We start from the raw sequence: 12,537 nt of genomic DNA on the forward strand, positions 1-12,537 counted from the left end.
TTCGGGCTGTCCCGGCTGCGCAACTTAATTGCGCTGTTCGGCAATGTCGACCGGGTTCACACCGGGGTCAGCGCGCGCCCTTCGCGGAACCAGGCGAGCAGGTTGCGCGCGACCAGTTCGCCCATCGCGGTGCGGGTCTGCACCGAGGCCGAGCCGACATGGGGCAGCAGCACGGCATTGGGCAGGGCAAGCAGCGCCTCGGGCACGGCCGGCTCCTCGGCGAAGACATCGAGCCCGGCGGCGAGGATCGTCCCGTCCTGCAGCGCCGCGATCAGCGCCGCCTCGTCGACCACGCTGCCCCGCGCGACGTTGATGAACACCCCCTCCGGCCCGAGCGCGGCAAGCACGGCGGCATCGACGATGTGCCGCGTCGCCGCGCCGCCGGGGAGGATTGCGATCAGCGTGTCGCAGGCCGCGGCCAGGGCCTGGGCCGAGGGATACCACGGATAGCCGACCCCCTCCTGCCGCGTGCGTCCGTGATAGGCGATGTCCACCCCGAAGCCCTCGAGCCGCCGTGCGATCGCCTTGCCGATCGCGCCAAGCCCGAGCAGGCCGATCCGCCGGCCGCGCAGCGTGGGCGAGAGCGGGAAGGGGCCCTGCCGCCAGCCGCCCGCGCGCAGGAACCGTTCGGCCTGCGGCAGTTGGCGGACCGTCGCCAGCAGCAGGGCCACGGCCAGGTCGGCGACCTCCTCGTCGAGCACTCCGGGGGTGTTGGTCACGACCAGTCCGCGCGCGCGCGCCGCGGCGACATCGACATTGTCGTAGCCGACGCCGAAGTTGGCGACGATCTCGAGCGCGGGCAGGCGGTCGAACAGGTCGGCGCCGACCGGCCCGGCCAGGGTGCTCACCGCCAGTCCGCGGATCGCCGCGCCATGCTCGCGCAGCCAGGCCGCCGGATCATCCTGTTCCCACAGCCGGTGGAGCGGGACATGCGGCGCGAGCAGGGCGGTCACCGCCGGATGGATCGGTGCCGGCTGCAGGACGGCGGGCGGCAGGGCCGGTTGGATAGGGGGAAGCGTCATCGCGGCAGGCTAGCCGCTGGCCGCGGGGGTTTGAACCGGTTTGTCGCCGCAAGTCAGGCCGCGCTGCCGGCCAGCAGCACCCGCCGCACCAGCGGCCGGCCGGCGAGGAGCAGCAGCACCGCCAGCAGGTAGAGCCCGGCCATCATGCCGAATCCCGCGCCCAGCCCGGTGTGCGTGGCGATCGCGGGCAGGGCGACCGTGGCGATCCCCGCGCCGAGAAAGCCCATCATGGTCATCAGTCCGGCGGCCGTGGCCCGCGCCGCATCGGGCATGACATCGTGCATCGCGGCATAGATGCAGCCGTCGAACAGGCCCTTGCCGAAGCTGGTGGCGAACAGCAGCGCCCCGACCATGGTGGCCGACCGGGCCCAGGGGAAGGGGAGGAGGAAGGTGGCGGCGATCGCCAGCCCCAGGGCCAGCACGGTGAACCGGCCCAGCGCGCTGCGCGCGGCCAGCACGTCGGCCAGCCAGCCGCCCACCAGCACCGCGGTGAACCCGGCGGTGGTGATCATCACCGGCCCGACCAGCGCGCTTTCGGCCAGATTCAGCCCGAGCACGTCGTGGGCATAGGTGTTGCTCCAGTTGAGCACGGCCGAATAGGCCGCCGTCGCCAGGCAGAACACCGCGCAAAGGAGCAGCGCGGCGGGGTTGGCCAGGATCAGGCGGAGCGGTTCGTCAGTCCCGCCGGCTTCCGCCGCCCCCGCTCGCACCAAGACCGGGCGGGCCGCCGCCGGGGCATCGTCGCGCAGGGTGCCGATCAGCACCGCGAAGACCACGAAGCCCAGCGCCGAGAAGACCAGGAACGGCATCCACCAGCCATGGACATCGGCCAGCCGCCCGGCCGCCCAGCCGCCGATGCCGCCCCCGGCGAAGACCGCGGTCTGGTGGATCGCCAGGGCGCGGCTGCGCTGGCGCGCGGGGTGCCAGGCGCTGATCAGCGCGGTGGCGGTGGGATAGTAGGTCGATTCGCCGACCGCGACGAGCGTGCGCATCGCCAGCAGCATGGCGAAGCCGGTGGCCAGCGGCATCAGCCCGGTTGCGGTGCTCCAGAACACCAGCCCGAAAAGGATCATGTTGCGCCGCCGGACCGAATCCCCGATCCGTCCGAACAGGAAGGCGCAGACCGCATAGGTCCAGAAGAACACGGTATCGACCAGCCCGAGCTGGACGTCGCTGATGGCAAAGGCATCGCGCAGCAGCGGCTTGACCGAATTGAGGATCGCCCGATCGGCGGAATTGAGGAACGAGACCATCCACAGCAGGCCGACCACCAGCCAGGGATAGCGCGCCGAGGGCGCCTCGGCGAAGCGGCCGGCCAGTCGCTCGGCGAGCGTCCGCCCGCGGATCGCCGGCCCGGTCATCGTCCGCACCAGGCCAGCCACATTGCCGCGGTCCACGAGAAATCGCCCCCGCCCGAGCCCTCGCCGGTCTCGGGGCTGAAGCTTTCGTAGAACCCGGCCGCCTCGATTAGCCGGGCCGAATCGCGGCGCAGCCGTTCGGACCATGCGGCCTCGCCGTGCTCGGCCAGACCCAGCGCCACCATGTAGCTGACCACCAGCCAGATCGGGCCGCGCCAGTAGCGGCGGTGATCGTAGTCGCGGCTGCCGGCCTCCAGGCTGGGCAGGAGGAAGCGGGTGCCCGCCTCGATCCGGGCCAGCGCCGCGATCAGCCGGGCGTGCCGCGCCGGCGTGCCGACCCCGGCGTAGAAGGCGAGGAAGCTGGCATTGGTGACCAGCGCCGAGCTGGCGCCGGTGGTCGCATCGCGCGAGCAGTAGGCGCCGACCTCCTCGTTCCACAGCCAGTCCATGCCCTGTTCGGACAGGGCGATGCGCGCGCGCAGCTCGGCCGCGGCGGGCGCGTCGCCGATCGCCTCGGCCAGGATCAGGAGATCGCGGTTGGCGCGCAGCAGGATCATCGAGGTGCCCACGTCGATCATCCGGAAGGGGCCTTCGTCGGCGATCCTGCGGTGGTCCCAGCCGCAGTCGCGGCCGAACTGCAGGATCGCGACATAGCGGTCGTACTCGCTCTGCTTCGGCCGCATGGCCGCATCGACATGGCCGGTGTCGCGGCGCTGGTAGGAGCCGACCCCGCTGGTGTCGACGCGGGCGAGGGCCTCGTCCCACTCGCTCGAATTGTCGCGCCCGGTCTCCCAGTTGTGCGTCACCATGGCCAGGCCGTTGCCCAGCGGATCGCGATAGGTGTGGAACCAGCGATGGCTGGCCAGGCAGGCCCGGTAGAGCGCGCGCATGCGGGGATGGGCGGGATCGGCGCCCTCCTCCTCCCACAGCCGGCGGACCACCGTGGCGAGCACCGGGGGCTGGGTGATTCCCGAGGTCGGCGGGGTCTGGCCGGTGGCCCAGACGCCGGGGCCGGGAAAGTAGCCCTCGTCGTGCTGGTGGAACACGATGTGCGGGATCATCCCGTCGGCCCACTGCGCCGACACCAGCGTCTCCAGTTCCTGCCAGGCGCGATCGCGGTCGAACCCGGCGAAACCCAGCGCGACGAAGGCCGAATCCCAGTTCCACTGGAACGGATAGAGGCCATGGGTCGGCACGGTATAGCCGCCACGATCATTGCGGCACAGGATGTCGCGGGCGCGGTGGTCCAGATCGGTCATCGGTACTCTCGTTGCAGATAAGGACTGGGCGGTCATGGGTTGGGCGGTCATGGGTTGGGCGCTCACGGGCTGGGCACTCACGGGCTGGGCATCCCGGCGCCGCCGGCGCGCGCCGCGGCGGGGCCAGGCCACCGGGTCATGTCCCGATCACCGCGATCATGCGGATGTCGTTGACGTTGGTGCGGGTCGGCCCGGTCTTGATCAGTCCGCCCAGCCGCTCGAACAGGTCATAGCTGCGGTTCGCCGCCAGCGCCGCGGCGCAGGCCTCGGGCGCGGCGCGCGAGGCCGCGTCGAACCAGCCGCCGGCATTGTCCTCGCTGCCGTCGATCCCGTCGCTGTCGCAGGCCAGCGCGGCCACGGGAGCCCCGGCGGGCAGGGCGGCCATCAGCGCGGTGAGATATTCGAGGTTGGGGCCGCCGCGCCCGTCGGCGGCGCGGACCCGGACGGTCAGCTCGCCCCCGGTCAGCAGCAGGTGGCGCCCGGGCTGTCCGGCCAGCGCCAGCGCCTGCGCGGCGTGGGCCCGGCCGGTCTCGGCGGCATCGCCGGTCAGCGCGTCGCCGGGGCGCTGCACCTGCCAGCCATCGGCGCGGGCGGCCTGCTCGATCGCATCGAGCGCGGTGCGCCCGGTGGCGATCACCTCGAGCGGGTGGACCGGCGCGCTGGTCCCGGGCCAGGCCCGGACTGCGGCAGCCAGCTCGGCGCCAACCTCCCAGCCCGACCCGGCGAGGATCGCCAGCGCGCGCTCGGGCTCGAACGGGCAGGCCACGGTCGGGCCGGAGGCGATCGCCGCCGGATCATCGCCGGTCACGTCGGAAATCAGGAAGCTGTGCATGTCGTCCGCGGCGGCCGCGGCCGCGGCGGCGAGCCGTCCGCCCTTGACCTGCGAGAGGTGGCGGCGGACGCAGTTGATCTCCTCGATCGCGGCGCCGGACTGGACGAGGTGGCGGGTGATGCGCGCCTTGGTGGCCAGATCGAGCCCCGGGATCGGATCGCACAGCAGCGCCGATCCCCCGCCCGAGATGAGGAACACGACGCGGTCGCCCGGCTGCGCCGAATGCGCCAGCGCGCGGATGGTGGCGCCGGCCGCGAGGCTGGCGGCATCGGGCACCGGGTGGCTCGCCTCGATCACCCGGATCGCGCCGGTCCCGCCGCGGGCGCCGTGGCCGTAGCGGGTCACCACGCAGCCGCTCACCGCCCCGGGCAGCTCGGCCGCTGCCACTTCCGCCATGGCGGCCGCGGCCTTGCCGCAGCCCAGCACCAGCGTGCGCCCGCGCGCCGGCCGCGCCGGCAGCCGTCCGGCCAGCGCCTGCGGCGCACTGGCCGCGCGGGTCCCCGCAAGAAAGTAGCCGGTCAGGGTGTCTCGAAGCGTCATGGCGGTCCTTACCGGATGCCGTCCCGGATGAAAGCCGCGCCTAGCACGCGGCCCGGCACGGTGGCAGGTCCACCGTGCCGGAACGGGCTCAGAACGAGTAGGCGATGCGCCCCATGATCCGCCGGGGCAGGACCGGCCGGCCGACGAAGAAGGCCCCGTTCGACGTCTGGTTGTTGTCCTGCCGCGGCGAGCCTTCGGTGACCGCGGCCGAGTTGAGCAGGTTGAACACGTTGGCGCTCACCCGCACCGAGCTGGCTCCCAGCGGGATGCGGTAGCCGGCATCGAGGTTGACGACGTGCCAGCCGCGCAGCCGGATCGTGTTGTTCGAGGCGGTGAAGTTGTCGCCGGTGTAGTTGGTGAACACCGCGGCATCGAGCGCGCCGTCGTCGTAGTAGAGCCCGGCGTTGTAGAGCACCTCGGGCTGGCGCTCGACATTGTTGCCGATGAAGGCCGGGGTGGTGTCGAAGGCGGTGTACTTGGCGCCCTGGATGGTCAGGTTGCCGTTGAACCGCAGGTTCTTGAGCAGGCGCAGGTCAAGCGTCGCCTCGACCCCGTAGCTTTCGGTGCCGACCAGATTGACCCGCTCGATGAAGCCGCCCGCCCCGTCGTTCACGAACAGCACCTGCCGGCGGTTGTCGAGCTTGGTGTAGATGCCGGCCACGGTCATCGAGAACTGCGGCTGGCTGATCTTGATGCCCGCCTCGGCCTGCTTGATGATCTCGGCGGTGTAGCTCTGCATGCCCGGGGCGAGGCTGGCGTTGGCCGCCGTGCCGGTGGGCAGCGGCTTGAACGCGGCCGAGCGCAGTTCGGGGAAGAAGAACCCGCGCGAGCCGTTGGCATAGAGGCTGACCCGGTCGGTCAGCTTGTAGAGCGCGCCCACCGCGAGGGCCCATTCGGTGGTGCTGACCTTGCCGGTCAGGACCCCGCCGTTGCCCCAGATCACGTCGCGCAGCGCGGCCGAGAGGTTGGGGGTGGTGGAATCGGTGACCGTGGTCGAGGTGCGCTCGCGGCTGATGTCGCCCTTGATGGTCTCGATCCGCCCGCCGATGTCGAGGTTGAAGCGCTCGCCGATCTTCATCTGGTCGGCAAAGTAGCCGGCGTAGCGCTCGGCCTTGTGCCAGTTGTTGACGTAGCCCGCGCCGGCGTTGAGCAGGCCGTTGTTGCTCACCACGGTCTGGGCGCTGGTGGTCGGGTTGGTCACGGTGAGGTTGATCAGCCGCGGCCGGTTGTTGAACTCGGCGAGGAAGGTGGTGGTGACGTTGTAGTCGCCGGCGCTGGCGCGGCCGTAGAACCCGCCGAAGGTGAGCGCGTGGTCGATCCCGCCGGTCTGCAGCGTCTTGGTCAGGTTGAGCTCGGCGGTGGCATCGCGCGCCGGGCGCACGCGGTCGGTGAAGCGGTTGGCGAAGACCAGGAAGTTGCCCGGCACCGCGCCGCCGCCGACGAAGCTGAACTGGGCATTGGCCGTGCTGCCGAGCCCGCGGTTGGTGAGGAAGCTCTGCAGCGTCTCGGGCACGTTGATCACGCCGTCGCCGTCCGACCACAGGCCGAACTTGTGCTTGTAGTCGCTGACCTTGAAGCGGCCGTTGAGCGCCCAGCCGCTGTCGCCGAACTCCTTGTCGAAGATCAGGCCGACCATCCCGCCCTTGGTGGCGACGCCTTCGTTGATCTCGGAGGTGAAGCTGCCGGTCGGGGTGCGGAAGCCGAGCCCGGCGGGGTTGAACGCGTTCTGGACCGAATTGACGATCTGGCCGTCGTTGCCGGCCAGCCGCTCGCGGGTGCTGCCCTGCAGCGGGATCGGCAGATAGAACTGGACCTGATCGTCGATGTACTGGCCGAGCACCCGCACGCTGCCGCTGCCGTCGCTGAAGCGGTACTCGAGATTGCCGCGGATCTGGCCGCCCTTGGTGTCGAGATTGGTGCGGACCGGGCCCTTGTCGGTGCGGTAGAAGCCCGAGACGGCGAAGTAGAGGTTGTTGCCGAGCGGCCCGCTCAGCGCGACATCGCCGCGATAGCGGTCGCGCTGCGCGACCTCGAGCTGCACCGTGCCCTCGAGCCGGTCGCTGCCGGTCTTGCTGATGTAGTTGATCAGACCGGCGACCGAGCCCGGGCCGAACAGGTTCGAGACGCCGCCGCGGACGAATTCGAGCCGGGCGATGCCGAGGTCGTTGCGGGCATAGACGTCATAGGCCGACGAGTTCAGCCCGAACGACGACAGCACGGCGATGCCGTCGTACATCAGCGGGGTGAACTGGTACTGGCCACCCGAGGGCAGGCCCTTGACGAAAATGTTCGCCGCAACTTCGCCACCGCCGCCGTCGGCCTTGATCGTCGGGATCGTGTTGAGGATGTCGGCCTGGCTCGAGACACCGGCGCGGGTCAGCGCCTGGGTGTTGAGCTGGCTCACCGCCAGCGGCGTGTCGAGCGCCACGCGCGACCGGCTGGTGCCGGTGACGATGATCTCCTCGGTCGGCGGTGCGGCGTCTTCCTCGGCTGCCGCGGCCGGAGCAGCCGCAGACTGGGCCTGGGCGATGGCCGGGGCGACGGCGAGGGCCGATGCACTGGCAAACAGGGTCAGGGCGATGCGCTTCATGGTATCCCTCCTTGGTGACGCGCCCTTGGCTCAGGACGTCGGTTGGCTACCCGTTACCACCCTCGCAACGCATATTCAACCCACGCCAAGTATTAAACGTGGTTTTAATATCGGCCCGGTCGGCGGGGCGGGCCGCAGCGGTTCGGCGGGGCACCCGGAGCAGCACCTGTGCAGTGCGGTTGTAGGGCCGTTCCAGGCCCATTGCTTCGCGGCTTGCAAACCTGTCCGCAGGTGGCCGTCATGGCCGCAGCCCCGCATGGCGCGGCCGTGACGGCACAGGTCCTGCCGACCAAGCCCGCCCGGACAAATTAACATAATACATATTATCGAAATTAAAGACCGATGCCGGATGGGCAATCGGCCCGTCCCGCCCCGATGGCGGCCGACGGGCCGGTGACGCTCAGTCCTCCTCGGGCCGCGACTGCAACTGGATGTAGTTCTCAAGCCCCATCCGCGCGATCATGTCGAACTGGCGCTCGATCGTGTCGACATGCTCCTCCTCGCTGGCGAGGATATCCGCGAAAAGATCGCGGGACACGTAGTCGCGGACCTCCTCGCAGTGGGCGATCGCCTCCTTGAGCTGGGGCAGCGCCTCCATTTCGAGCGCCAGATCGGCCTTGAGGATCTCCTCGACGGTCTCGCCGATGCGCAGACGGCCAAGGTCCTGGAAGTTGGGCAGTCCGTCGAGGAAGAAGATGCGATCGGCCAGCCGGTCGGCGTGCTTCATCTCGTCGATCGATTCGCCATACTCGTACTTGGCCAGCCGCTCGACCCCCCAGTGCTTCAACATGCGATAATGCAGGAAGTACTGGTTGATGGCGGTCAGCTCGTTCTTGAGCGCCTGGTTGAGCAGCGCAATGACCTTCACATCGCCTTTCATCGGGGGCCTCCACGGTTACGCCCCCACTATAGAGGGTCGCGCCGGCTTGGCCACTCCTGCCGCAGAGCGCGAACGAAATCAGGCCGGGACGCAGGCTTCCTCGTCGATGAGCTGCTGGGCGAAGGTCAGGCACTGACCGCAGTTCGGCTGGCAGCCCAGAAAGGCATAGGCCTCTTCGACGTCGTCGATTCCGGCGCGCGCGGCCTCGCGGATCTGGCGCTCACGGATGGCATTGCAGCTGCAGACGATCATGCGAATCCTCCAGCGTAGGCCCCCTTCTTGTACGCTATTGCGAATTAGATGCAATAATCATCTGCATTCTCTGCGTCGCTGTCCGGGTCGTCATCCCGGGGTGCAGCGGCGCGACGAAAGCGGCATTGACCCGGATCAACCGGCGCTAGCCAAGCGCCGTGCCCACGGTCTATCAGCAGGGGATGCAAGCTGACCCGTCCTGCTGGCACTTCTGGGTGGATCGCGGCGGGACCTTCACCGATGTGGTCGCGCGCGCGCCGGATGGGCGGGTCCTGACCGCGAAGCTCCTGTCCGAGAATCCGGGCCATTATGCCGATGCCGCGATCGAGGCGATGCACCGGCTCACCGGGATGGATCCCCTCCCCCCGCTGCGGGCGCGGATCGGCACGACCGTGGCGACCAATGCCCTGCTCGAGCGGCGCGGCGAGCCGACCTGCCTGGCGATCACCCGCGGCTTCGGCGATGCCCTGGCGATCGGCTACCAGGAACGCCCCAGCCTGTTCGTCCGCCGGATCGACAAGCCCGCTCCGCTCTATGCCCATGTCGCCGAGATCACCGAACGGATCGGCGCCGACGGCAGCGTGGTGACCCCGCTCGATGAAGCCCAGGCCCGCGCCAGCCTTGCCGCGGCGCGCGCCAGGGGCATTGCCGCCGTGGCGATCGTGCTGATGCACGGTTACCGCTTCACCCGGCACGAGGAGCGGCTCGCGGCGATCGCCGCGGACCTCGGCTTCACCCAGATCTCGGTCAGCCACCGCGTGGCACCGCTGATCAAGCTGATCGGCCGGGGCGATACCACGCTGGTCGATGCCTATCTTTCGCCGGTACTGCGCCGCTATGTCGACGGCCTGCAGAGCCGCGCCGGGGATGGCGCCGCGCTGCTGTTCATGCAGTCGAGCGGCGGCCTCACCACCGGACCGGCCTTCCGCGGCAAGGACGCGATCCTCTCGGGCCCGGCGGGGGGCATCGTCGGCTTGGCGCGCACCGCCCAGCAGGCCGGGTTCGACGCGGTCATCGGTTTCGACATGGGCGGCACCTCGACCGACGTGTCGCACTTTGCCGGCCACTACGAGCGCGACAGCGAGACGATGGTCGCCGGGGTCCGGGTGCGCGCGCCGATAATGCGGATCCACACCGTGGCCGCGGGAGGGGGATCGATCTGCGCCTTTGATGGCGCGCGGCTGACGGTCGGTCCGCGCTCGGCCGGCGCCGTCCCGGGGCCAGCGGCCTACCGCCGCGGCGGCCCGCTGACCGTGACCGACTGCAATGTCCTGCTCGGCAAGATCGTGCCGCACCATTTCCCCGCGGTGTTCGGCCCCGCGGGCGATGCCCCGCTCGATACCGCCGCGGTGGCGCAGGCCTTCGCCGCGCTGAGCCGCGAGGTGACCGCGGCGACCGGCGAGGCGGTTACCGCCGAGGACCTCGCCGAGGGGTTCATCGCCATCGCGGTGGCCAACATGGCCAATGCGATCAAGACCATCTCGGTCCAGCGCGGCCATGACGTGTCGCGCTACACGCTCGGCTGCTTTGGCGGCGCCGGGGGGCAGCATGCCTGCCTGGTGGCCGAGGCGCTGGGCATGTCGCGGGTGATGATCCATCCGATGGGCGGGGTGCTTTCGGCCTTCGGGATGGGGCTGGCCGACCGCAGCCTGCTGCTCGAGCGGACCCTTGGTCTGCCGCTCGCCGCGGACCAGGTCCCGGCGATCGCGGCGGCCGTGGCCGAGCTCGCCGCCGCCGCCGAGGCCGAATTGCGCGGCCAGGGCGCGGCCGGCCCGCTCACGCGGCAGGTCCGGCTGTCGCTCCGGCATGACGGCACCGACAGTCTGATCGCGGTCGAACACGGCCCGCCGGAGCAGATGATCGCCGCCTTTCACGCCCAGCACCGGGCGCGGTTCGGCTTCACCGGCACGGCGCCGATCATCGTTGATACGCTGCATGTCGAGGTGATCGAGCCCGGCGAGAGCGGGGCGACGACGGTCGCGGAGCTGCCGGCGGTCTCGGCGCCCCCGCGCGAGCAGGTCGCCTGTCATCTGCGCGGCACCCGGCGGATGGTCCCGCTCTACGAACGCGCCGCTCTGGCCGCCGGGTTCGCCGCGCCGGGGCCGGCGATCATCGTCGATGCGGTCTCGACCACCGTGGTCGAGCCGGGCTGGTCGGTCGCCGTCGACCGCCACGGCAATCTCCTGCTCGAGCGCGACCCGGCGGCGGCGGTGCGGGCCCTGCCCGCCGCCGCCGCGGCCGATCCGGTCCGGCTCGAGATCATGGGTGGGCTGTTCATGGCTATCGCCGAGGAGATGGGCGCTGCGCTCCAGCACAGTGCCTCGTCGGTCAATATCCGGGAAAGGCTGGATTTTTCCTGTGCCTTGTTCGATGGCGAAGGCCATCTCGTGGCCAATGCGCCGCATATGCCGGTGCATCTCGGCTCGATGGGGGAAAGCGTTCGCACGATCCTGCGGCGCCGCGGCGGCGCAGCCGACGGACGCGGGATCCGCCCCGGCGACGTCTATGCGCTCAATGCCCCCTACGAAGGCGGCACCCACCTGCCCGACGTGACTGTGATCATGCCGGTGTTTGTGCCCGGAGAGCTGCCCACCGACCGCCCGGTGCCGCGCTGGTTCGTGGCCGCCCGCGGCCATCATGCGGATATCGGCGGGATCTCGCCCGGCTCGATGCCGCCCGACAGCCGCAGCGTCGAGGAAGAGGGGATCCTGCTCGACAACGTGTTGATCGTCGAGGACGGCCGGTTGCTGGAAGCCGAGATCGCGGCGCTTCTCTCCACCGGCCCCTGGCCTTCGCGCAACGTGGCGCAGAACCTGGCCGACCTGAAGGCGCAGGTGGCGGCTTGCGCGCGCGGTGCCGCCGAACTCAACCGGGTTGCCGCCGAGCAGGGGGCCGACCGGGTCTCGGCTGCGATGCGCGATCTGCAAGCCTATTCCGAGGCGGCCGTGCGCAAGCTGATCGGCCGGCTCAACGCAGGCACCTTCTGCTATCCGCTCGACAACGGTGCCGAGATCCGGGTCGATGTGCGGATCGACCGGGCGGCCCAGGGGATCACCTTCGACTTCACCGGGACCAGCGCGCAGCTGCCCGGCAACTTCAATGCGCCGCTGCCGGTGGTACGGGCCGCGGTGCTCTACGTGGTCCGCACCCTGATCGACGAGGCCGTGCCGATGAACGAGGGTTGCCTGCGCCCCGTGACCCTGCGTGTGCCCGAGGGGTCGATGCTGAGCCCGCGGTACCCGGCGGCCGTGGTCGCCGGCAATGTCGAGACCAGCCAGGCAGTGACCGACGCGCTGTTCGGGGCGCTCGGCACGATGGCCGCGGCGCAGGGCACGATGAACAACCTGACCTTCGGCAATGCGCGCCACCAGTATTACGAGACGATTGCCGGGGGCGCTGGCGCCGGACCCGGCTTCGCCGGCGCTGATGTGGTCCAGACCCACATGACCAACAGCCGCCTGACCGATCCCGAGATCCTCGAGACCCGCTTCCCGGTGCGGCTGGAAGCCTTTGCGATCCGGCCCGGTTCGGGCGGCGCGGGCGCGTTCCGCGGCGGCAACGGCGCGGTCAGGCGCCTGCGCTTCCTGGCGCCGATGCGCGCCGGGATCCTCTCCAACCGGCGCCGGGTGCCACCCTTCGGCCTTGCCGGCGGCGCGCCCGGAGCGCCGGGGCGCAACAGCGTCGAGCGGGCCGGCGGGGCGATCGAGCCGCTCGGCGCTACCGCCGGGGTCGACATGGAGCCCGGCGATGTGCTGGTGATCGAGACGCCCGGCGGCGGCGGGTATGGCGCGGACTAGGACGCAG

At 70.6% G+C, this 12,537-nt stretch carries 8 protein-coding genes; 1 reads left to right on the top strand and 7 read right to left on the bottom strand.

Features of this window, described 5'->3' with window-relative positions:
- Window positions 1-56: 56 nt before the first annotated feature.
- The 7 genes from H7F53_RS00630 to H7F53_RS00660 form a co-directional block, all read right to left on the bottom strand.
- A complete protein-coding gene (locus tag H7F53_RS00630; protein ID WP_185677530.1) occupies window positions 57-1,022 on the bottom strand; it encodes a 2-hydroxyacid dehydrogenase in 966 nt (321 codons plus the stop codon).
- Between the two features lie 53 nt (window positions 1,023-1,075).
- Complete coding sequence (locus H7F53_RS00635; protein WP_185677531.1) at window positions 1,076-2,383, bottom strand: MFS transporter; 1,308 nt, start codon at window positions 2,381-2,383, stop codon at window positions 1,076-1,078.
- Window positions 2,380-3,639 carry an MGH1-like glycoside hydrolase domain-containing protein gene (locus H7F53_RS00640; protein ID WP_185677532.1) on the bottom strand — a complete coding sequence of 420 codons (1,260 nt, stop codon included), beginning with the start codon at window positions 3,637-3,639 and terminating at the stop codon, window positions 2,380-2,382. The genes H7F53_RS00635 and H7F53_RS00640 overlap by 4 nt, the downstream gene beginning before the upstream one ends.
- Window positions 3,640-3,775: 136 nt before the next feature.
- Entirely contained in the window at window positions 3,776-5,011 is a 1,236-nt protein-coding gene (locus H7F53_RS00645) for a glycerate kinase type-2 family protein (RefSeq protein WP_185677533.1), read from the bottom strand.
- An 88-nt stretch (window positions 5,012-5,099) separates the two neighbouring features.
- On the bottom strand, window positions 5,100-7,601 hold the full coding sequence (locus tag H7F53_RS00650; RefSeq protein WP_185677534.1) for a TonB-dependent receptor: 2,502 nt from the start codon (window positions 7,599-7,601) through the stop codon (window positions 5,100-5,102).
- Window positions 7,602-8,001: 400 nt separating this feature from the next.
- Complete coding sequence (gene bfr, locus H7F53_RS00655) at window positions 8,002-8,481, bottom strand: bacterioferritin (protein ID WP_185677535.1); 480 nt, start codon at window positions 8,479-8,481, stop codon at window positions 8,002-8,004.
- Window positions 8,482-8,559: 78 nt separating this feature from the next.
- The gene (locus H7F53_RS00660; RefSeq protein ID WP_185677536.1) at window positions 8,560-8,733 is read right to left on the bottom strand and encodes a (2Fe-2S)-binding protein; all 174 of its coding nucleotides are present in this window, start codon (window positions 8,731-8,733) and stop codon (window positions 8,560-8,562) included.
- Window positions 8,734-8,915: 182 nt separating this feature from the next.
- Between H7F53_RS00660 and H7F53_RS00665 the strand changes: the two genes are divergently transcribed.
- Complete coding sequence (locus H7F53_RS00665) at window positions 8,916-12,530, top strand: hydantoinase B/oxoprolinase family protein (protein ID WP_185677537.1); 3,615 nt, start codon at window positions 8,916-8,918, stop codon at window positions 12,528-12,530.
- Window positions 12,531-12,537 lie beyond the last annotated feature (7 nt).

Origin of the sequence: Novosphingobium piscinae, assembly GCF_014230355.1 — a bacterium.
Lineage (GTDB): Bacteria > Pseudomonadota > Alphaproteobacteria > Sphingomonadales > Sphingomonadaceae > Novosphingobium > Novosphingobium piscinae.